The 22,146-nt window shown below is 37.6% G+C and carries 18 protein-coding genes; 1 reads left to right on the top strand and 17 read right to left on the bottom strand.

Going from position 1 to position 22,146, the window contains the following annotated elements:
- Positions 1-111: 111 nt before the first annotated feature.
- The 12 genes from BR73_RS0102380 to BR73_RS0102325 all read right to left on the bottom strand — a co-directional run bounded on the left by BR73_RS0102380 (position 112) and on the right by BR73_RS0102325 (position 12,921).
- Complete coding sequence (locus BR73_RS0102380; protein ID WP_033164245.1) at positions 112-1,539, bottom strand: DUF6382 domain-containing protein; 1,428 nt, start codon at positions 1,537-1,539, stop codon at positions 112-114.
- A gap of 435 nt (positions 1,540-1,974) precedes the next feature.
- Positions 1,975-2,565 carry a TadE/TadG family type IV pilus assembly protein gene (locus BR73_RS0102375; RefSeq protein WP_033164244.1) on the bottom strand — a complete coding sequence of 197 codons (591 nt, stop codon included), beginning with the start codon at positions 2,563-2,565 and terminating at the stop codon, positions 1,975-1,977.
- The gene (locus tag BR73_RS0102370; protein WP_033164243.1) at positions 2,562-2,987 is read right to left on the bottom strand and encodes a hypothetical protein; all 426 of its coding nucleotides are present in this window, start codon (positions 2,985-2,987) and stop codon (positions 2,562-2,564) included. Before BR73_RS0102370 ends, BR73_RS0102375 begins: the two co-directional genes overlap by 4 nt.
- Before the next feature lie 83 nt (positions 2,988-3,070).
- Complete coding sequence (locus BR73_RS27040) at positions 3,071-4,096, bottom strand: hypothetical protein (protein WP_051684915.1); 1,026 nt, start codon at positions 4,094-4,096, stop codon at positions 3,071-3,073.
- Between the two features lie 132 nt (positions 4,097-4,228).
- The gene (locus BR73_RS0102360) at positions 4,229-6,643 is read right to left on the bottom strand and encodes a DUF5702 domain-containing protein (protein WP_033164242.1); all 2,415 of its coding nucleotides are present in this window, start codon (positions 6,641-6,643) and stop codon (positions 4,229-4,231) included.
- A 1-nt stretch (position 6,644) separates the two neighbouring features.
- Positions 6,645-6,821 (bottom strand): Flp1 family type IVb pilin, encoded by a 177-nt coding sequence (locus tag BR73_RS0102355; protein ID WP_033164241.1) that lies wholly within the window; start codon positions 6,819-6,821, stop codon positions 6,645-6,647.
- 228 nt (positions 6,822-7,049) lie between these two features.
- Positions 7,050-8,834 carry a type II secretion system F family protein gene (locus tag BR73_RS0102350; protein ID WP_033164240.1) on the bottom strand — a complete coding sequence of 595 codons (1,785 nt, stop codon included), beginning with the start codon at positions 8,832-8,834 and terminating at the stop codon, positions 7,050-7,052.
- 19 nt (positions 8,835-8,853) lie between these two features.
- Positions 8,854-9,432, bottom strand: a complete 579-nt coding sequence (locus BR73_RS0102345; protein WP_156034571.1) for a type II secretion system F family protein — start codon at positions 9,430-9,432, stop codon at positions 8,854-8,856.
- Between the two features lie 148 nt (positions 9,433-9,580).
- A complete protein-coding gene (locus BR73_RS0102340) occupies positions 9,581-10,819 on the bottom strand; it encodes a CpaF family protein (protein ID WP_081848507.1) in 1,239 nt (412 codons plus the stop codon).
- Positions 10,813-11,748 carry a hypothetical protein gene (locus BR73_RS0102335; RefSeq protein ID WP_033164237.1) on the bottom strand — a complete coding sequence of 312 codons (936 nt, stop codon included), beginning with the start codon at positions 11,746-11,748 and terminating at the stop codon, positions 10,813-10,815. The genes BR73_RS0102340 and BR73_RS0102335 overlap by 7 nt, the downstream gene beginning before the upstream one ends.
- A 73-nt stretch (positions 11,749-11,821) precedes the next feature.
- Positions 11,822-12,367 (bottom strand): prepilin peptidase, encoded by a 546-nt coding sequence (locus BR73_RS27035; protein WP_051684914.1) that lies wholly within the window; start codon positions 12,365-12,367, stop codon positions 11,822-11,824.
- Positions 12,368-12,642: 275 nt separating this feature from the next.
- Complete coding sequence (locus tag BR73_RS0102325; RefSeq protein ID WP_051684913.1) at positions 12,643-12,921, bottom strand: pro-sigmaK processing inhibitor BofA family protein; 279 nt, start codon at positions 12,919-12,921, stop codon at positions 12,643-12,645.
- Between the two features lie 123 nt (positions 12,922-13,044).
- Between BR73_RS0102325 and BR73_RS0102320 the strand changes: the two genes are divergently transcribed.
- On the top strand, positions 13,045-13,266 hold the full coding sequence (locus BR73_RS0102320) for a YaaL family protein (protein ID WP_033164236.1): 222 nt from the start codon (positions 13,045-13,047) through the stop codon (positions 13,264-13,266).
- A 445-nt stretch (positions 13,267-13,711) separates the two neighbouring features.
- Here BR73_RS0102320 and BR73_RS0102315 read toward each other — a convergent pair whose 3' ends face one another.
- The 5 genes from BR73_RS0102315 to BR73_RS0102295 all read right to left on the bottom strand — a co-directional run bounded on the left by BR73_RS0102315 (position 13,712) and on the right by BR73_RS0102295 (position 21,702).
- Entirely contained in the window at positions 13,712-15,331 is a 1,620-nt protein-coding gene (locus BR73_RS0102315) for an alpha-glucosidase (protein WP_033164235.1), read from the bottom strand.
- A gap of 187 nt (positions 15,332-15,518) precedes the next feature.
- Positions 15,519-17,468 (bottom strand): amylo-alpha-1,6-glucosidase, encoded by a 1,950-nt coding sequence (locus tag BR73_RS0102310; RefSeq protein ID WP_033164234.1) that lies wholly within the window; start codon positions 17,466-17,468, stop codon positions 15,519-15,521.
- Between the two features lie 86 nt (positions 17,469-17,554).
- The gene (locus tag BR73_RS0102305) at positions 17,555-19,282 is read right to left on the bottom strand and encodes an alpha-amylase family glycosyl hydrolase (RefSeq protein ID WP_033164233.1); all 1,728 of its coding nucleotides are present in this window, start codon (positions 19,280-19,282) and stop codon (positions 17,555-17,557) included.
- Between the two features lie 150 nt (positions 19,283-19,432).
- The gene (locus BR73_RS0102300) at positions 19,433-20,308 is read right to left on the bottom strand and encodes an ABC transporter permease subunit (RefSeq protein ID WP_033164232.1); all 876 of its coding nucleotides are present in this window, start codon (positions 20,306-20,308) and stop codon (positions 19,433-19,435) included.
- Positions 20,308-21,702 (bottom strand): sugar ABC transporter permease, encoded by a 1,395-nt coding sequence (locus BR73_RS0102295; protein ID WP_033164231.1) that lies wholly within the window; start codon positions 21,700-21,702, stop codon positions 20,308-20,310. Before BR73_RS0102295 ends, BR73_RS0102300 begins: the two co-directional genes overlap by 1 nt.
- Positions 21,703-22,146 lie beyond the last annotated feature (444 nt).

Genomic DNA, 22,146 nt, shown 5'->3' with positions numbered 1-22,146 from the left:
TTATTAACCTGCCTGCGCCGACCTATAATGGTAGATTATACTATTAATTACTGACTTATACAAGCTTTCTGCATTTTGTTTTGGCTAAAAGATCATTGCAGAAAGCTGCTGTTACTCTTTAATCTTAAAGAGATATATCTCTCTGGAAAAAGCAAGTTCATCTGAATTATCAACCTGTACAGGCTGATTCTTCTCAAGCCTCTGTCCATTGACATAAGTTCCATTAGTCGATCCCAAATCAGTAAGAAATACCGTATTATCCCGTTTCGTTATTACAGCATGGAGCCTGCTGACGCTGCCTTCTGTAAGTACTAACTGATTACGGTTCTTGTCTTTTCCAACATAATAAGGGAAGGTCTCCACAGGTATTTCAGCAGGGTTGCAGCTATTCTTTTCAACCAAATAATGACAAGTCAGGGATAGCTGTGTAAACAGAATTTCTGTCTTGTCTTCTGTCTCGGATAAAATAATGGTAACACTATTATCTTCTTGCAGTATCTGGGAAGCTTCTGTAAGCTCTTCACTCTGTCTATATGCTGTTTGATCAGTTCTTAAAGGCTCTTCTGTTACATCTTCATATACTAGTTTTGTAATTAATCTGGTACTTTTCTTTTTGGGGTCAAGCACCTTGGTCAGGGCATATCCTGAAAGGCATATTACAATAGCCAGTCCAGCTGTTACTTTTATAATATCCGGATGTCCTAACTCATCGGATAAGACACCGGCTCTAAACAGAACAAAAAGAAAACCCAAGGCCCCTGCCACGATAGCCCCTCCCATTATGAAGGTTGAGGTTTCATAAAAACTTACTTCCTCCTGCTTCTCATACTCCCCATTGAGATTAATTTGATAACCATTTTCCTCTGCTGCAGGTTGTTTAACGGTATTTATATCAGATATTAATTTATCCTTTGCAAGTATGTTATCCTCTGCCGCATTTTCTATTATTTGCTGAGGAGCTTTAAGCTTTTTTACCTTAATATCTTTTGGAGCAGCTTCCTTTAATATATCCCGAAGGCGATAAAGGGTTGTATTCTTCTCACGGCTTTCCTTATAGAGCGCATATATGAGAAGAACGGCCGATTCTTCTTTATAATCAGCTTTGTTCATTATATACTCAAATAATATGGACAGCTGGCTGATAATACTTTCCCGAAACCCTGGATAATAGCAGAGTTTGAGGTTGTCAGTATTTTCTTTCATATAAAGGCAGTCCGGATATAGTATAAAATCATCCTGCTCCAGGAAATATTCCCTGCTGTTATCAATCGCATCAAATATTCCCTCCAACAGTTCCTTTATATCCTTGAAATGAAATACTCTGGTATCATATGTTTCTTCAAGGGTATTAAGATTTGTAATGTCATAATAATAAAGCTCCATATTATTGATGCTCTTTATATCAATACGTAAAAAGCCTGGAATACTATACTGGGATAGCATTTTATTCTTATAATTTTGTTCTCTGCTGTCTCCTTTTAGCACTAAATAACTGCTTTTCATATCTCTTATAAATTCTTTTTTCAGCTTACTTTCCATATTAACTCCCATCTACCATGTGCCATAGTACACATACAAATCAGTATGTTGAAAAACACCTTATAGCTTATTACTCTAGTACTATCTTGCATAAAATTGTTTAATATGGCATCTTATATTTACACTAAGGCAAAGTGGAGGAATGAGACATAGCAGTCTCATTAGCAAGTATGCTACGTTAATTGTCGTCAACGCAGCATTAACGTAAATAGCTGGTGCCGCACTAAGACAAATTCGTGCCACGTAGTAATATCCTTCCTTACTTCTTGCAGATGTGACACTGCCAAAAATAAGGGTACGAATTAAACTTTTTGATACTTCTTACTTACACTCATCTATACTGCATTACCCTTGCAGTACTATCCAATAAGAATTGTGATATGAGCTTAATGTCACACCGCTTTAGATAAATAATCATTGTCCGGATATAGTTCGTTAATCAATTACGAAATTAAATGCTTTCTTAAGGGAACTTAAAATGGTGTCTGCTCCGGGTAGATTTTCGCCTGTGTCCATCATTACACGAAATACCCGGATAAACTCTGGCTGATTATCGAAGCTTTTATAGTCTTCATATTTGTAATCTGTTCCGCTTTTTTTAAAGAGCTTTCCCATGCCAGTAATTGGTAAATTAAATTCAAGGTCTAGATTAATTCTGATTCCCTTACTGGTAAGCTCAACCTTCAAATCCTCAATGGACGTAATTAATCCTTTATCCTCTATATATTTCGTAAGAACGTCTTCCAGTTCTGTTTCTTCCCTGGTGTAGTCCCTGGTGTAGTCTCTGGTGCCTTCAAATATTCCTCTACTCAGATACTTTTCGTAATCTATACTTCCTGTTACCGGCTCCATGCTCTTTCTAGCTACCGCTTCACCTTCCATTGTTATAAGGTGTACCGCACCCATGGCACTCTTCCAGTCATGAAGCAGCAAAGCCGTATAGAGAAGCGCAGTTATGATAAACAGAATCAGGGGCAGCAATATAGCCGCTTCCAGGGTATAATTTCCCTCCGCCTTTTTGTTCATGATAAAAATATTCCCCCCAGATATGAAAGAAACAGAAAAGGTACAAAGGGAATGGTATCTTTTCGTCCTGCTTTTTTAAAGATCAGTAAAAACAATGATACCAGCGCAGCAAGACTTAGCCCTAACAGCATAAGATTTAAATTCTTAACAAATCCCAGGCATATTCCGGTTATACAGATAATCATACCGTCACCGTCACCAATCTGCCCTTTAAGCAGTCTCCCGCTTACAAACAGTAATAGACCTAAAAACAAACCACTCAAACGGCTAATAACAGGTACCCCGCCGATAATAAGAAAAGCTACAGACAACAGCAAGCCTCCTGAAGCTATGAAAAAAATGGATATCTTCTTCTCTTTCATATCCTGAAAGCTGCACAGGAGCAGCCATATCCCCATTAACACCTCTGCTGTAATTTTCATTCTTACTCCTCCATACAATACAGACAGACTCTTCCTCTCTGTTTCTTAATAATATCTATCAAAAAATTACGCCCGCTTTTCTTCTACTTCTTGCCGCCGCAGCGTTTGCATAAACTTCTCCCGCCTACATCAGACAAGGGTATTTTAAGGATGGTCCTTTTTAGTCCGCTGCAGCTTATACTGCTATGATATCTGTCACCGGTATCAGTGATATACACCTTTCCCTGGGTATCCGCCTTATCACCACACAGCTCACAGGCATAATATTTACCACCATATATATTGGATTCTACCTTTGCCATAGAAAAAGAAATCTGCCTTATGGTCCTAGTTAAATGAGAACAGCTTTCACTTACATGATAGACATTTCCAGTTTCCGTAATATAGACATAGGTGGATTCCTCTTCGTCCTCATCTGCTTCACTGCCACTTGCTTTATCAGGCCGATAGCCATTCCATCCCCTTAAAGTAACTCTCTGCATCATAAAGAAATCATCCACGGGAAGCAGAATAATGGGTGGCCTGATATAATAGCTCAGAACAAGGTCTACCTGATCCTCCTTTCCCATAAAATCTGATAAGTAAAAGGACAAACCTTCCATTCCACCTTTGATCACTGAACGGTTTATATAATCCTTATCAATGTATTCTCCTAATTTATATCGAAAAAAAACATTGTTAATGTTTTTGGTTATCAGCAATTCCTTTAGTAAATTTTCGGCTGATGTACTTTCTTCAGTTGATGTACTTTCCTCAGTTGATGTACTTTCCTCGGCTGATGTATTTTCTTCGGCTGATGTATTTTCTTCGGGTGATGTATTTTCTTCGGATGATGTACTTTCTTCGGATGATGTATTTTTTTCAGCTTCTATACTTTCATTTTTAATACTTTCATCGGTTCCTTCATAGTCTGTTATATACTGGTATGCATATCCGTATTTTGATAGCTCCAGTCCTTCTTTCGTAATCGCCTGCTGCAGCATATCATGCAGGATAAATATCTGGAACAGGTACAAAAAAGCCACTATGGTAAAAATAAAAACAGGAAGTATAAGGCTGCATTCCACTGTCAGGGAGCCTTTTATTGTTAGACCTTTTCTGGCTTTCAATTACCATTCCTTTCTTAAAGGGGACAAGGATATCCGTCTTGTAAAATTATTGGATGATGCTTCCCGGAGAGAGATTGCTTTAAAATATAGTATAGACGGATATCCCTGTCCCTTTTAGTTTCCATAATGAAATTAGTAGGCATATTCCTGCTTATACTTATATGTATATATTCCCTTGTCATCGGTAGCCTTTGTTATAAATGGAAAGTTTATGAGCTTTGTTTTCATCTGAAACTTACCCTCTGCACGAAAGCCTGCCAGGCAGTTCTTTATGGAGAAGCCGTTATCATACTCTGCTCTTAGATTCTCCTGGATAAGATCCATGCTATGGTAAGTCTTAGCCTCTCTGTTTTTCATCAGAAGGAAGATTTTCAGGTAACTATTATAATCACCCTTTCCCGGTCCGCTATCTTTCTTATAATGAGATGCCTTTTCTTTTATCTTGGCTTTTGTAAGTCCGAATATATCTGTAAGACTTAAGGAAAACTCTTTTTTCTGTTTTAGATACGGTACGCTTTTACCTGAAAATATAGCTGCTGTATCAACTAGCCCCTCTCCAAATCCCCAGGTAACTATCACTACATACTTTACTGCTTCAACTAATGCCGGCATACCTGTAAATCCTACAAAAGCTGCTGCTAATGCGCCTGCCTCCTCTCTGCTTTTCGTATCCGTTAACAGAGTTATGGTATTGGTCAGGCTTCGAACCGCCACGATTCTGTTTACCATTCCGGCTAAGTTATCGGCGTCTTTTTCATTCCCTTCTATGATATACTCTTTTTCATAAGCAAGTACTTTTTCTCCTGCTGCCGGCCCATTTACATAATCTCCGAAATGCTCCTCTATATATTGGAGAAATAAGATATCATTTAAGAAGGTAAGTCCTCTATCCTCAGTATTACCTTCTCCCTCCAGGGATGAAAATACAGGAGTGTATAAATCTTCACTGTTATCAAGAGCTAGCTCGTTCTTCTGAGCCTCATATCCCCTTTTTTCTTTTGGCACATTCATAATAGTTGCAGGGAGTTCTGAGACGTCCAGTTGGTTTTGCGAGACCTCATCGGTTGCTTCTATAACAAGCTCCATAAGTCCGTTTCTTAAGATACCGTTGATACCAGAAAAGAAAGAACTGCTTTCTTCTGGCTTCCTGCAGTCAGAGTATTGAAAACGAAGAGGGTTAAAATCCAGGCTTTTTATGTTAATCTCATAAGCCTTTAGTTCCTCATTGTAAGTTTTCCAGGAGGTGCTGTCAGATGATAAGGACAGACTTAAATTATTTAACTGCTTCTCTAAGATTCCTTTATTACTTTGCAGGCATTTAAGCATTCCTTCAAAGTCATACTGATGGACTCCTTCAGTGCCAGGTCTAACCGAATCAAGCTCATCAAACAGCCCTCCTGACTGTTCATTGTCAGTTTTTGACTTATACGCTTCTAATGCCTGTTGATATTGCTCCATTTCTTCATTTGCCTGGTTATTAAGGGGTGTAATTTCCTCCAACAGTTTAATCGCCCTGTTTATGGCACTTACTTCATTGCTGATCAATTCTTTTAGCTTGATTCCTCTTTGGTTTAGGCTTTCTATCCTGTTTCTCTGTTCGTCTTTGCAATTCTTTACAGCATCCTGTTTCCTTAAGACAGTCTCTCTATATTCTTCTTTCTCTTTAGGTGTGTAATCTGCTGTATCCGTTGAGAGAAGTTCTGATAGTTCTGTGGCAAGTGTCTCCTCTCTGTCTTTTAAATCATAGAGGCTGTCTATTTCCGAACGCCCTGTATTAAGAGATAACAAAGGGTTCAAGTATTGGGATTTTACTGACTGAAACAACCAGTCATTGTCAATACCAAGACTGTTCCTATCCACAGTTTTAATCCAGAGCTTCTTAACGAAATTATCCTGTATCATAGCCATTCCGCCTTCAGCTTTAATACTTTTCTTCTTCATGGTAAAACCATCTATTGCTTCCATAAGCTTTAGTACCTTACTCTCAAGCCCGGCTGCTGCCTCCTGGGCTTTTTGCTTTTTACTTAATATCTCTCCGGTTTCTTTGGTATCATTTATAACCTTCAGCTCTGACAACAAATTACTTATAACATCTTCCGTTACCTTATATTTCATATATTCAGAAACCTGTTTTATAAAAATCTCCCCTTTATAGTCCAGCAGTGTTTCTGTTCCAGTTATATTGACCTCTTCTGTCCTTAGCCCATATGGTTCGAAAAAATCAGGTATTAGATATTCATAATCCTCCAGATCTTTTCTTGAGTTAAAAGTATATTCCATATAATTCTTCAGCTTATTTTCCAAGATTCCATAATCAGCTTCCTTTTCACCATACCCTGCATCCAGCCCAAACACATGGTACTCCTCAAACAGAGGTGCATAATATTCTGCAAACAGAGAATCAGCGGCAACCTCAAATGACCTTTTTGCCATAACACCACCGCCTTTTATTCTGGCAGCTTCAAGAAGAACTAGCAGAAAAGCTAATACACTTAACAGTATCAGACTTAAGAATACGGTTATCACGCCACTTTTCTTTTCCTTCATATTAATCCTCATAGAGCGGGGTCGCATCCTCTTTTATCTTACTTATAGCTCCATTTACAATGTCCATTATGGTTTCTCTGAAAATAACTGCAATACCAATCAATATAACCAGTATCAATATTATTTCCACGACCCCTATACCGTCTTCTTCCTTTATAAAGTCCTTTATAAATTTCATATTATCTCCTTTTCAGTATTATTATTTTACAGTAAATTCCTTAAAGAAAAATTTTTATAGAAAATTCCTGAGATAATTACTAATACCTTATACTCACTAATAATGAATAAAAAATAACTCTTTCCTGGAGCTTAATTTTTATTTTTCAGCCTTTCAATATAGGTTTGCTCCTTTTTTTACGCAATTTCTTAGCTTACATCAATAGACATTCTTCTATAATAAAATAATTTACAGCTGAAAGGAACTCATTGCCGGTATTAGGATAATTATAATAACCAGCACCAACATTACCATCATGGGCATTAGGAGTTTAGTTCCAGCTTCTTCTCCCGCTTTTTTAGCTCTTTCTTTCCTTTCTTCAAAGGCTTTTAAAGCTTCATCCTCCAATTTGCTGATAAAATCTGGGGACCCTTTTTGTATATTCTGGGAAAGAAGAGCTGCAAAACGAAGATAAGGTATCAGTTTTACCCTTCTTCCAAACTCTTCATAAGCTTTGCTTTCTGCTATTCCCATTTGAAGTTCCTTTGCAGTAAGTGCCAGTTCTTCGTAGGCATATCTTTTATCACCGCCTTTTTTCTTATAATCTGCTGCAAGCTTCTTCCAGGCATTTGACACTGACATACCCGCATTTATTAACATCATAAATTTGTTAATTAGCTCCGGGTAATCCATTAAAAGTTCCTTTTTTCTCTTCTCAGCTTTTGAGGAAACTTCCATATTGGTAAGCGGTATACTAAGAAATGCTGCCGCCACCCCCAGAAGAAATAGTTTCAAACCTTCTGAGTCCCTCTTTTCCAACCAGGTAATTTTGTATTTCTTAAGCTCTTTTGGCAAAGTAAGTTTAGGTTCCTCTATATAGTCCTCATCGGCTGTCTTAAGCTCTGTTTCCAGTTCCTGCAATGCAAGTTCTTCTTCTGTGAAAATCCTGGGGCAGATAACATATGCTCTGGAATAGCTGGCACTCCTGTCCTCCAATGTTAATATTGCTGTTACCTGAATAAGCGTCTTCTCCTTAAGCTCCTCATTGTGAATCGTACCGTTATCCTCAAGAAGTTTTGTATCACTGCTGGTCCAGCTGACCTTTACATGGGACTCTGGTATCTTCTCTTTAAATAACAGGGAAGTGTATATCTGATCCGCCGAAGTGTTATTCCCCAATGTAACCTCATCCAGATACTTTATCCCTTTAGCAAATTCTTCTTCCGCTTCTTTTGCAGAATACTTTTTTTTAGAAACCTGTACGTCTATTTCTTTATGAAATATCTTGCCGCTTATATCTTTTAATATCGCAGTAAGGCTGATATTTATACCCTCTTCATTGGCCGCAGGTCTACCCAGATAATTTCCGCCAAACAGGTAATTACTGTCTGCTTCCTTGAAAGCTCCAAAAAATGCTAACGCATCAAATACCAGGAATAAAAATAATGCAAGAGACCATTTCCTTAAATGATATATTTTAAGAGTGGATACCAGATCATTGCCGATATAAATTCCTTTAAGATTATCTTTTACTGTTTCTTCATAAGGGAGTTCCTGCAATTTCAGAAAACGTTTCTCTTTATTAATTGGGTTAATACCTTTTTGGGGATTACTACTTTTATTTTGAATAATATCTACTTTTTGGTTTTTATCTCCCTTTTGGTTCTTTTCTTTCTTTAGACTCTTATCTCCCTTTAGGCTCTTATATTCCTTCTGACTCTTATATTCCTTTAAACTCTTATCTTCCTTTTGTTTCTTAAATTCCTTTAATTTATTATTTCCAGGAGCAATCTCCATACTGTCTGCCATAATCTTCTTTGTATCTTTACTTTTATTTATATCACCTGTTAATCTGCCTCTGCTTTTTTCTAAAATGTGTTCTATTTCTGCTGATATAAATAATATAAAGGGATATAAAAAAATAAGCGGATGTTCCTTAGCTGGCAGTGTATTGATAAAATCTTTTTCATATCTTCCGGTAACAGCTGTAAATAGCACAAGAAATATAAAAATAGCACCGAACAATACAGCCACTATACTCACCTCCGCTTCCTTATACTTTAATATCTATTAATTTATTAGTTAACTGCGTAACCGCATAATAGCAGATTAACATTGCCGTCATAACAATCACCCCCATAATATTACCATAGAGAGGGTCTAGAAAATGAGGAGAGGAGAGCCGAAGATATCCAATAATACCGCAGGGCATTATATTCATGATACGTGATTCCAATCGCTTTCCGGTAATCATTGTCTGAATTTCCCTCTCCACCTCTAGTTTATCCCTGATTGTTTTCTCCGTAGATCGTATAACCCGGATTATATCACCACCTGTGCGTTTAGCTGTCTGGAAGACCTCTGAAAAATTCTTAATATCCTCCACTCTGCTTCGTTCCCCTAAATCATTCAGAATATCTTCCAGGTTCTGATTCACTTTTAGTTTTTTTAATATGGTTCTGAATTCGTTTATTATAAGGGACTCTTCCCCATATATCTGCTTCAAGTCTGAAATTGCCTGGTAAAAAGCATTTTCCACTGAATAACCGGCATTTAACGCTGCGCTTAACCCTGACAGCCCATCACCGAACTCAATATTTAACTGCCATTTGCGCTTTTTTATATATTTCATTTTTTCTCTTTTTATATATACCGGAAGAAAGAAGAGTAATAGGAGTACCCCTAAAAAGCTGTTATAGAATAAAACTCCAAAGATTATACAAAAGGCAGTACCTTTAAGAATTAGTAGAAAAATTTCCTGTTTACTATAATGATAGATATCATAATTTTCGATCAAACCCTACCTCCCGTTTCATAAAACCGGCAGCTATCAGTTTATCCCTATGCTCCAGCAAAGCCCCTGTCGCTTTCAGGGCTCCTAATACTCTTCCTTTCCCATCCTCACCGGTTTCCATAAAAGAATAAAGTCTGTTAAGCTTTATTTCCCCTTCCTCTATACCTCGAACTTCTGTAATCTCCAGGACTTTTCTGGATTTATCCCTAAGCCTTCCAAGATGAATTAGTATATCTATGGCTGAAGCCACCTGCTGTCTTACTGCCATAAGCGGAATATCTGCTCCCATAAGTACCAGGGTCTCCAACCGTTTTAGCATATCTCCTGTAGAATTAGCATGTCCTGTGGATAGTGAACCATCATGTCCGCTGTTCATGGCCTGCAGCAAATCCAGCGCAGCTCCGTCTCTGACTTCTCCAAGGATAATTCTGCTTGGTCTCATACGTAAGCTTGCTTTTATCAGTTGCCTGATGCTGACCTCATTTTTACCTTCTACATTTGCATTTCTTACCTCAAGACTCACGAGATTTGGAATGTTCTTTATCTGAAGTTCTGCGGAATCCTCTATGGTAATGACCCGCTCATCGGAAGGTATATAATTAGACAGGACATTTAAGAAAGTTGTCTTACCGGAACCTGTACCTCCGCTTATGAATATGTTGTAACCTGCCTGTACCAGATTCTTTAAAAAGTCAGAGGCTTCTCTGGTTATAGACCCAATCTGTATCAGGTGTTCCATGGTAATTGGTTTGTGGGGAAACTTTCGGATGGTTATAGCTGGTCCGGTAAGAGATACCGGAGGAAGAACGATATTAACCCTGGAACCATCCATCAGACGGGTATCCACTATTGGGTTTGCCTCGTTAACGATGCGGTTTGTCTTGGCAACAATCTGCTGAATTATATCTTCCAGTTTTTTCTCTGAATCGAAGTGTTTCTCAATGGGGTAAACCCTTCCTGCCTTTTCTATGAATATATTGTTATAGCCGTTTATCATAATTTCCGTTATCTGATTATCTTCAATTAATTCCTGCAGGATATCCAGTCTCCTGATAGAGTTAAAGATATCATTCCTTAAATTCTTCTTTTCCCTAAGACTTAAGAAGTTCTCCTTTCCCTTTTGCAGAAGCAGCTCGTCTACTGTATCCAGAATTTCTTCATCTTCGATATCCTTTGTAAGATCTATACGGCTTCTGACTTCATCTATGATCTCCTGTTTTAACAATTCTCTGCCTCCAATCCTAAGAAGCTGCTTTCCTTCCCTATTCTTACCACAGAGATTTGAGTAAGAACATCCTCATAACCCGCCCACTTAAGCTGGGAAAGAAAACTGTTTAATTGCTCCTCCCCATATCCGCCTTCTTCAGCAGATAAATAAATCTTTGTACTAGCCTTAAGAAGCTTAATAACAGCCGGTGAAAATATACCTGTCTCGAATATAATGGTATCATATTCTGATTGATAGATTAACTGAAGCCAGTTCTCCATATCCTCCGGTGTAATTTCATAAAGATCTGTTCCAAAGGCTGCTCCTTTCATAAAATGAAGTTCACCTTTTTTCTGTATCAGGTTTATAAGTTTTTTATTCATGCTCTGAGTGTTCTGCTTAAGATAATAGATGAATTCTGAAAGTCCGCTTTCATTCTCTCTGGTTTCCAATTCTTTTACTCCGTTAAACGGATCCAGCATAAAAAATAAAGTATTCTTTAACCTAGCCTTCTCTTTCCACAAATCCAGGCCGAACCCCCTGCTAAAGTGTGCGTTATTAAGAGAAAATACCGTGATAAGCTCCTTTTTACCTTCCCTTTTTCTTAAATCACCTGATTCCTCCGGTAGCAGCTCCTTTAATCCATTTAGAATCGCTTCTCCAGGCTGATATTTGTATATAGAGGTACAGCCTGGGGGTATAATGGAATCCGGTGTTTGTGTCAGGATAACCAAACACCTATAATTTCCAATACTTAAGTCAATATTCTCCGACACTTCTCCCCATAATAGAATATCTGCAACTTCCTCTTTTAGGAATTCCTTTAATGCATTCTCTTCGGTAAATAATCTTATCTGGAAGAATCCCCGAGCCTTGCTCTTTATGTACTCGGACAGGTGTGCCGCATACTCTCCGTCCTTATCGTAGATAGCCAGTGTTTTAAACAATTTTCCTCCCTTTGAGCTGCAAACTGAAATATATGGTATTACAAAAGACTTGACAGAATTAACTGTACAATTTCTATAACAGCAATGATTTCAGAGAAAACTCCGGATACAGCTTCTTAATTCCTAAGCTAATAGTAACACCCATCAATATATACACTGAAAAATGTACTCCAACTTTACTCTTATCATCATCCCTGTTGAAATAACGATACCAGTCTTCTTCTTTCTCCTTAAACCGGCTGCTCCAGTATATCCGCTGCATATAGTTTATCAGTAACTTAAATTTGTTGTGGAATTGTTTATTTGGAATAATATGAAATAGAGAAAATATGGCTGCTGCAAGAAATGAAAATAAAATTGATTGAATACAGAACGTAATTCCATAGAATCCGCCAATAACTGAATAGAGTTTAATATCTCCGGCTCCTAAAGCCCTTATCATAAACAATGGAAAAAGGATTATCACAGGTAAAAGTACTCCCGGAATCCATCCAAGGATACTTGTCCACCCCTGCTCAAAAGATAAGAGGACCAGGCTTACTACTAAACCTGCTGCTATCAGGCGGTTTGGTATCTTGTAAGACTTAAGATCTTCTTTTACTGCTGCTAAAAGAAGCAAGAAAATGCAAAGAAATCTATAATCGATAGGTTCACCTCTTTGCTATGTAAGATGTTCCCATATTACACCAGTATGTATTATTTTGTCAACAAAGAATATCATTAATCTGTAATTTCATTATATTACATAACTTTACTAAATATTTTTGTTGGTTTTTACTTATAAACAATTGATAATGTATGAAGACTAACAGTTATAGATACCAGTCCAGAGCTAAGTATATGAAAGCCGTCTCAGGTCTGTTTGGTTATAAAAGCACGAACTATTAAAATCCCTTATGTAAAATAAAAATAGGCTGCTACTCCATATACCATTAGAAAACCAGGCAATCCAAGTACTCCTACTACCAGAGCATTCAGGCTGTTGGTACCTACACCCAAAGAAATATGACTGCTGGCCAGTATTGTATTCAGTAAATATATTCCTAATAAGCCCACACAAATTCTTAGTATAAAGTTTACTATAAGATCAAATCGCTGCTTTAAAAATCCTACAATCAGCAGAAACACACATACCAGTAATATTGCTCCAAGAAAATACCATTTCGTTTCCATGCAATCCCTTTCTCCCAATTAACAATTTTTTCTATATAATGTAGTATATTCTGGTAATTAGCAGACTATACTATAAATAACCTATTTCTTGTATAAGCCTTAGTCAGGCGGAATGGAGCATGTATGAAACTGTTTGCAAAAAGAAAAAGGCAGAACAATGAAGCCTTGCTGTATGAAATCCAAAAAACAAAGCTTGCTCTGGAATCAGCTTATTCCAATTTTGAGAATGTGGTAGATCCCGATTTAATTGACTGCTATATTTATGAAGTAAATGCTGTTCAAAAAAGGTATAAATTTCTTCTAAAACAAGCAAAGTTGCTGGAGGATGACTGCTCCGCAATTTAAGAACCTAAGAGAAAATCTAAGATAAACATTACACAACAGCGCGCAACTTAGAGGCTCGCTGTTTTTTTGCACCTTAATTATAAATAATTCAGGGTATTCAGCGCGGTGCAGTTTAATTTTCAAACATACCTCCGTGCCGTTTTGTAAAATACACTTAATACCTGTACCTGATAACGCCCAACCCTGAGTGAAAATGTGGTGGATATTTATTGTATATTTGCTGCACTGATTGACACCTGCACAGAATCAAAGCAGAGATCAGATACAAATTTAAGAGAAATCTGTGTAAGGTAATCCCAGGACTTCCGTATTCACATAGATAAGGGCTGCAGGCTTTCTTTTAATTTAATGCAGCCTTACTTCTGCCTGTTTTAAGCGCCTTTTCATATTGTGAAATATCATGAAATCCTGGAATAGCTGTCTGCAGCCATCTGATTGCCTTTCCCTATATCACCTTATACATAAGAGCTTCGTAGGGTCGTAATTTATTACTGACAGTGTCCTCATAATTGGATATTAAAATTTCACCGGTGTATTCATACTCTTTTGGCAGCTGATAGTCTGTTTCTTCACCATAAAAGTTGCACAAAACTACTATTTTATCCTCGTTCAGAGTTCTGGCATATGCAAAGATATTCGTATCCTCCGGCAACAGCATCAGGAAATCTCCATATACAATCACTTCGTTATCTTTTCTAAGCCTGATCAGTTTCTTGTAATGATGATAGATTGATTTAGGATCATTTACCTGAGCGGAGGCATTCACCAGGCTGTAATTAGGATTTACCGCAATCCATGGCGTGCCTGTTGTAAATCCGCCGTTTTCTTCCTCTGTCCACTGCATAGGCGTTCTGGCATTATCCCTGCCTTTTGCATAAACAGACTCCATGATTTCTTCATGAGAATACCCTTTTGCTATACGGTCTTTATACATATTCAAGGTCTCAATATCTTTATAATCCTGGATATCCGTAAATCTGATATTCGTCATACCCAGCTCTTCCCCCTGAAAGATGTAGGGAGTTCCGGAAAGACCATGCAGTAAGGTTGCAAGCATTTTCGCACTCTCAACTCTGCCTTCTTTATCATTTCCCCATCTGGAAACAATTCTTGGCAGGTCGTGATTATTCCAGAACAAACTGTTCCAGCCGTCCTTATCAAAGCAGGTCTGCCACTTATGAAATACCTTTTTTAAGTCTGTTAATTCAAGAGGTTTCAGATCCCACTTATCCCTACCGGGCTGCTGATCAAGTCCAATATGCTCAAATTGGAATACCATACTCAATTCCTTATTCTCAGGATTCGAGTACATCTTGGCAATCTCAGGGGTGGCTCCCCAGCATTCTCCTACTGTTAACAGGTCTTTATTTCCAAAGGTATTCTCATTCATTTCACGAATATACTCATGGAGCTTTGGCCCATTTCCGGTGATTTTCTCATCAGGAATCTTTCCGATAAGGTCAATTACATCCATACGGAAACCGCCAATTCCTTTATCAATCCAGAAATTCATAAAGCTATATAGTTCTTGTCTTACCTTGGGATTCTCCCAATTTAAGTCCGGTTGCTTTTTACTGAATAAATGTAAATAATATTGCTTCGTGGACTCATCCCATTCCCACGCACTTCCGGAGAAGATGGACCCTAAATCGTTAGGGACACCACCAGCTACTGCATCTCTCCATACATAATAGTCTCTGTAGGCATTATCCTTTGATTTCTTTGACTCTATAAACCATTTATGCTCATCAGAGGTATGATTCGCCACCAGATCCATAAGAATCTTGATATTTCTTTTATTTCCTTCCTCCAGCAGCCTTTCCATATCCGAAAGTGTGCCGAAGTCCTCCATGATATCCTCATAATCACTGATATCATAGCCGTTATCATCATTGGGGGATTTAAACACAGGGCTTAACCATATAACATCAATTCCCAAATCAGATAAATAGTCCAATTTTTCTATGATACCTTGTAAATCTCCTATTCCATCACCATTGGTATCATAGAAGCTTCTTGGATATATTTGATAAACAACTGAACTGTGCCACCATTTTTTATTCATGCTGAATTCCTCATACTGTTTCGATTTATATTATTTATAGTTATTCTTTTATTTTGGGCATATAAGACAACTTTTTATGCCATACTTGTTTCCCCTTATACGGAAGTAAAAAGTGAAAGAGTCTTCATAAATTCCCTGTAATTATTCTTATATTCTCTACAACTGACAGCTTTCTATTTATAGTTTTTTATTTACATCTTTCAAGTTTGGCAAAGACTCTTAAAAGTTCACTTACACTCCAAGCTTGTGCAAAACACCCCTGTGAAATCGTGGGGTTTAAACCATCATAGATTTCAGCTATTTGTCCGACACAGCCCTCTCTCATACAAGGCTCTAAGACCTCCAGCTGCTCTCTTACTCTTGTCACCGAACTGTCGCTATACTCATTTACTTTTAGATAGGCCAGGTAATATGCTCCCAGAGGAAATGCCCAAACTGTACCCTGATGATAAGCCATATCCCTGTTAAAATGCGACCCACCGTAAACCGGTTTAAAGTCCTTATCATATTTGCTTAAGCTTCTTAACCCATAAGGAGTATAAAGGGTTTCATAGACTTTATTTACTACCTGTTTCTCCTTCTCCTTCTCCAAGATAGAAAAGGGCTGTGATACGGCCCATATCTGATTACAACGTATTTGATAATCCGCTGCTTCACCTGATACAAGATCTTTCAGGCAATTCTCATCCTTATTCCAGAACTGTTCCGTAAAACTCCTGCTTACCAGTTCGGCAAGTTCCTCATACGGTCTGTCTTCCTTCTCTAAAAGTCTAGCAAAAACACCCATAATCCTTAAGTCATTATACCAATAGGCATTGATTTCAACAGGTTTACCATGCCTTGGGGTAGGCAGAATTTCACCAAAACGTACATCCATCCAGGTTACTTGTTCCAAGCCACTGCCTGCCATAATCAGTCCATCCGTATCCATCTTTATATGATAATCCGTACCTTGTTTATACCACTTTATGATGTCTTCCATAACAGGGTATGCTTCTTTTACAAAGTCAAGATCACCGCTCTCCTGATAGTACTCATATACAGCACCAATAAATAAGAGAGACGCATCCACCGTATTATATAAGGGATCATTTCCGCCTTCCGGAAACATATTTGGCATTAAACCATTTTTACTGTATAACATAAAGGTTCGGAAAATGCTCTTGGCTTCCTCAAACCGTTTAGTAGAAATACAGCATCCCACCATAGATATCATGGTATCCCGTCCCCAGTCAGCAAAGAAAGGATAACCTGCCATGAGGGTTTTACCCTTGGTAGATGCCCGGTCTACCAGATATTGATCAGCACTTTTTACCAGCTGTTTCCCTAACTCGTCTTTCATCTGAGCTTGCTCTACCAGACTGTTTTGCCTTGCAGTCTCTGCATGAATTAATTCGTCTATGGAATGGTTCGTATTTTCCAGGCTATATATTAAATCAAGAACCTTCTCTTCATTTCCACTCACTATCATGGAAATATTATGATTATGGGCGGTTACGCCAATTGCATCTCTGCCATCCCTTGCATCATAGCCATAATACAGATCACTGATATATTCTGTACCATAGCTGCTCACCTTACCATTGGTAGTATATTTGAGAGTGATTCCATTGCTATAAATTTCATTCTCTTTTAAGGTAAAGCTCTGATTCTTATTCAGGATTTCACCCTTTTGAACAAATTGGAGCATAGGTGTAAGGCTTAATTTAACGTTTTTACTGCCACTGTTAGTAATGAAATAGCGAATACCGATTGTATTTTCCCCATAAGCCATTACCGCTGACTTTTTTATTTCAACTGCATCTACCTGATATGTCCAGGTAGGATAATGCTCAAAGGAAAACTGATTCAGATATTTAAACCCAGTCTGGTCTTTCGCTTGATTAACATATGTCTGACTGGATAACTCTATTTTACCTTCTTCTCCAATTTCAAGCTGCTCATCCAGCCTTGTAACCAGATGATATCTGTGATTGGGAGCTATGGTGCATGCCATTAACAATGCATGGTCATTACGAGCATTAGAACCAATGGCTGTTAAAGAGGAGTACCCACCTAACCCGTTTGTTATCAGATAACAATTCTCCTGGCCTCTCTCTAAGGTTTTCCAATCATTTTTACCGTATATAAATTTCATTCCATCCTCCTGATAACTCCGTATCATTTCATAATAAATATCTTATGAAAAATTGTGCTGTACTTTTAGGGTATATTTATAAGTATTTATTTTAGTATAACGATAGAATACTTTGGCATGGTAACGATATTATCAGCCAGTGTAACTTCACTTCCATCCACAGATAAATATCCTCTGATATTAAGACCAGCAAGGCCTGCATCACCTATAGCTACTGTCTTTCCCTCATTACTTATGTTATACAGTATCACTATTTCACTGCCTTCATACACTTTCTTAAAAGCACATATATCTGTACTGCCAAGCTCTTCAATTACGCTGACCTCCCCCCTTGCAAGCTCAGGATTCTCATTTCGAATTCTAACAGCTCTCTTGTAATAATTATATATGGATAAAGGGTCCTTCCTTTGTTCGTCTGCAGGAGGGAATTTCTGCGTTACTTTCTCTGCAGCTTCTGGTGCCTCCGGTATTCCTGTTGTATCCGTTGCAGACCATTGCATTGGCAATCGTTTATTTTCATCCTTGCTGCCCATGCTGTTCATACCGATCTCTTCCCCATAATATACATATGGGCTGCCATTCATGGTGAGCAACATACCTGCTGCCATTTTCATCTGGTCTTCGTTGTTTACACATTGGGCAGAAATTCTTGTGGTATCGTGATTACTTATAAATGGCGCATCTATAAATTCTTTATTTCCTTCACTATATTTTTCATATAGGCTTACCAAAGACTTTGCAAAGCTTTTAGCAGTTGAAGTCCCTAATTTTCGGACCGTGGAAGTTATGAGTCCATTATGCTGAGACAGGGGAAAGTTAAACAAACTGGGAATGCCGCTTTCGTAATAAGTACTGATGGCAGCCTCTTCTTCCCATACCTCAGCCACTATATAAGCATCTTCTTTTACACTCTTTACATAATCCGTAAACCATTTTAAAACATCCACATTACGTTGCTTCTCGCCTGAATAGAATTCCTTGGCGGCATCCAGCCGGAAACCGTCCACACCAAGGTCTAACCAAAACTTTGCGATATCTTCAATTTCTTTTCTGACTTGTTCATTTCTTAAATTTAAGTCTGGCATCTGATCCCAGAAGACACCTTCATAATACCAGTCCGAGTTCCCCGCCTTATAATAGGAACTGCTTCCATTGTTTTCTTTTGTGAAATTATAATAGCCAACATAGGGGCATACCTTAAGATCAGGTTCTTCGCCGTCTTTTAAACTCTCCAGATATTGTACAGCCTGTGTAAACCAGGGATGCTTTGCAGAGGTATGATTAAACACCAGGTCTATAATTAATTTGATATCACGAGCTTTACATTCTTTTATAAGCTCCTTAAAGTCCTCTAACGTTCCGTACTGAGGATCAATATTATAGTAGTCTGTCACGTCATATTTATGATAAGTAGTAGAGGGCATAATGGGCATTAACCAGATTCCGTTAAAACCCAGATCTGAATCTGTAGTATTATCCCCATCATTGATATAATCTAATTTTGATATAATACCCTTTATATCTCCAATACCATCACCATCACTGTCATAAAAGCTATAAACGAAGATTTCATAAAAATTCCGGTAATTATCATCAATTATGTTTAACTCCTGAACATATTTATAAGGTACTTCAGCTGCCGTTTTACTGCTTACATCGGTTCCCCCATTATCTTTTTCTTCCTTTGCATCCGTACCGGTATCTTCTTCCTTCACAACCTCCGGCTTCGCTTTGTCCGTCTCGGCCTTATTACAACCAACCAAAACAAGCATCAATACCAGATAACTTATTAATACTATTATTTTTTTCTTCATACAGGCTCCCTCTCTTTAACTGACAATAATTTATAGCTTTTGTCGTTTCAATCAAATTTTATATAAAAAGAAGTACTGAAACGAAAGATTCCAGTACTTCTTTTATATAGATTTCAAAGTGAACTGAACATCCCTTTGATAAAGCTTGCCTTAACCCTTTACCGCACCAGATACTCCTTCAACATAGAATCTCTGCAGGATTAAGAAAAGAATTGAAATTGGTATAGAAATAAGTACACAGCCAGCAAAGAACTGTGTATAGTAATATTCCACAAATTCTTTCTCAAGCATAGTCCATAATCCAATGGCTATTGTATAATATTTTCTGTCCTGTCCAAGGATTACCTTTGCGAAGATATAATCCACCCAGGGAGACATAAAGGACTGTAATAAAGTGATAACGATAATAGGCTTTGATAACGGAATCGTAATTTTACGGAACACATCCCATTTCGTAGCACCATCAATAAATGCCGCTTCATCAATCGTCTTAGGTATGGTGTCAAAGAAACCTTTCGCCACCAGAAATCCCAGACCGGCACCGCCGGAATAAACCATGACCAGCGCCACTAATTTTAGTGGTCCGGCCTCTAACATACCAAAGCCTTTTAAGATATAGTAAATTGCGTACATGGACATAAAGCCCGGAAACATTCCCAGAATCATGGCAATATTTATCATCTTTTTACGCATTTTAAATCTCAATCTGGACATTACATATGATACACTCAAAACAAAGAACGCTGATAGAAGGCAGGTAGCAATAGCGACAATAAGTGTATTAAAAAACCAATTAGCGAAAGTCAGACTGGTTGAACCATCAAATAATTTTATATAATTATCCAGCGTATAACCTCTTGGCAAAACGTAACTCTTATAACTTCCGCCTTCTGCACGAAAGGAAGTCAGTATTACAAAAAATATAGGTAAAACCCATATGAAACCAAGAACAGCTAACATCACATGAACAAAGGAATTAGTAATAAATTTTCTAACTCTCATAGAAGAAGTGTTTTGTTTTTTCATTATTGGAAAGTCTCCTCATCTTTGTAAGATCCTGTTTTTCGGTAGGTTAACAAGGATAATGTTGCGAGTATGATAAACACAATAATACCTATTACGGCACCTAAATTGTAGTCTTTGTTTGTCATGGTTAATTTGTATAACCAGGTAACTAACAGATCTGTTTTTCCCGCATAATAATATTCCAGGGATTCAGGACCACCACCAGATAATAAGAAAATAACATTAAAGTTATTAATATTACCAACAAAGGATGTAATCAGGGTCGGTGTGGTTACAAATAACATATATGGCATGGTTATTTTAAAATAAGTAACAAATGCATTGGCACCATCTACTTTTGCGGCTTCATATAAATCTTTGGGTATGTTCTGTAAAATACCGGTAGTAGTCAGCATGGTAAAAGGAACACCAATCCAGATATTAATACATATGATTGTAATCTTAGCTATTGTCGGGTCTGTAAAAAATGGTACAGACTGGCTTGCACCAATTATTCCAACATCACGAAGGATCGCATTTACTGCACCATTGGTGTTAAAGATTGTTCTCATGGTAAGTAAGGATACGAATTGAGGAACTGCAACTGATAATACAAATAAAAATCTCCAAAAGCCTTTAAATCTTGTACCTTCGCGGTTAATGACGATTGCTAACAGCATACCTAAAATGTAACAGGTAAAGGTAGCAAAAATTGCCCATACAATTGTCCAGCCAAGTACCGGCCAGAATGTATTTGCCAGCACGCCGTTTCCGGAAAACATAGATATAAAGTTGTCGAAGCCTACCCAGTCAAATAAATTACCGGGTGTCTGGTGATTCCTGTCATAGTTCGTAAAGGCTATTAAGATCATGAATACGATTGGAACAATTGTAAAACATAGAATACCTGTCACTGGTATAAATAATAAGGTTTTGTGCAGGTTCTGTTCTAAAAGTGAACTCAGATCATCTTTAAACTTTGGAACGGGTTTGCCTGCTTCCACCTTTTTCTGCGTAATATAAGCACTTTTTACGGAAGTGACTAAAAACAGAATAAACCCAAGAGTCAGAAATATGGTTACAACACCATATAATAGGCATAACATGGAATTATCACCGGTTACATATTCATAAACCTGCTTCGTTTCATTAAAGACCTCTTCCTGTACTCTGGTTCCTAATGTAATAAAATCTCTGATGGAATTCAAACCAAAGGTTACCATGTAATAAATATAAGCAAGTTCAAAGGCTAACATAATTAAGCCGCGTATAATCTGCTTATGAAGAAGATTACCTAAACCGAAGATAAGTGCAGATAGTTTCGTAATTCCATTTCCTTTTGTAAAAGCAGTTCCAAAACCGACATCACGTAAGGGTGCGTAGATCTTTGACTTTTTTTGCTTTTTGTGTGCCATAATCCAACTCCTTTTCTTAAGATAGATAGAAGGAGAACTGTTTTTAACAGCCTCCCCAAAAATTAATTTCGTGTACTGCCTTCCATAAACTCCACTTATTAACAGTGCCTGATGTTTCGCTGAGACAAATGAGCAATGAGGTGTACTCATTGCCGATAACACAAAATCAGGTTAACAGCCAGTGCCGTATTAAGTGAAATTTATGCAAGGCAGTACCAGGTTTAGGGCATCAAAAGCCATCTTAAAAATTAATTATAGTTATGTCAGCTCCTATTATGTACTGCGAATATCTATTCTTAATAGTAAACTGGCTTTTGATACTCTAAACTTATCCGGGCAACTGTTATATGAATAGGGACCAATTATTCACAAGTTGCCCAGATATTAATTAGGTATAATAGCTTAACTCTTTATACAATATTTTAATAAAAGCTTGTTATTACT

This window comes from Clostridium sp. KNHs205, assembly GCF_000702945.1.
Classification (GTDB): domain Bacteria; phylum Bacillota; class Clostridia; order Lachnospirales; family Lachnospiraceae; genus Anaerocolumna.
Note: the sequence above shows the minus strand (reverse complement) of the source record. Positions and strands in the feature narration are given on the sequence as shown.

What these genes read in the sequence shown, in the direction of transcription:
- BR73_RS0102380 (WP_033164245.1), bottom strand. Translation starts at nt 1,539, where the DNA reads ATGGAAAGTAAGCTGAAAAAAGAATTTATAAGAGATATGAAAAGCAGT.
- BR73_RS0102375 (WP_033164244.1), bottom strand. Translation starts at nt 2,565, where the DNA reads ATGAACAAAAAGGCGGAGGGAAATTATACCCTGGAAGCGGCTATATTG.
- BR73_RS0102370 (WP_033164243.1), bottom strand. Translation starts at nt 2,987, where the DNA reads ATGAAAATTACAGCAGAGGTGTTAATGGGGATATGGCTGCTCCTGTGC.
- BR73_RS0102360 (WP_033164242.1), bottom strand. Translation starts at nt 6,643, where the DNA reads ATGAAGGAAAAGAAAAGTGGCGTGATAACCGTATTCTTAAGTCTGATA.
- BR73_RS0102355 (WP_033164241.1), bottom strand. Translation starts at nt 6,821, where the DNA reads ATGAAATTTATAAAGGACTTTATAAAGGAAGAAGACGGTATAGGGGTC.
- BR73_RS0102345 (WP_156034571.1), bottom strand. Translation starts at nt 9,432, where the DNA reads ATGAAATATATAAAAAAGCGCAAATGGCAGTTAAATATTGAGTTCGGT.
- BR73_RS0102325 (WP_051684913.1), bottom strand. Translation starts at nt 12,921, where the DNA reads ATGGAAACGAAATGGTATTTTCTTGGAGCAATATTACTGGTATGTGTG.
- BR73_RS0102320 (WP_033164236.1), top strand. Translation starts at nt 13,045, where the DNA reads ATGAAACTGTTTGCAAAAAGAAAAAGGCAGAACAATGAAGCCTTGCTG.
- BR73_RS0102315 (WP_033164235.1), bottom strand. Translation starts at nt 15,331, where the DNA reads ATGAATAAAAAATGGTGGCACAGTTCAGTTGTTTATCAAATATATCCA.
- BR73_RS0102310 (WP_033164234.1), bottom strand. Translation starts at nt 17,468, where the DNA reads ATGAAATTTATATACGGTAAAAATGATTGGAAAACCTTAGAGAGAGGC.
- BR73_RS0102305 (WP_033164233.1), bottom strand. Translation starts at nt 19,282, where the DNA reads ATGAAGAAAAAAATAATAGTATTAATAAGTTATCTGGTATTGATGCTT.
- BR73_RS0102300 (WP_033164232.1), bottom strand. Translation starts at nt 20,308, where the DNA reads ATGAAAAAACAAAACACTTCTTCTATGAGAGTTAGAAAATTTATTACT.
- BR73_RS0102295 (WP_033164231.1), bottom strand. Translation starts at nt 21,702, where the DNA reads ATGGCACACAAAAAGCAAAAAAAGTCAAAGATCTACGCACCCTTACGT.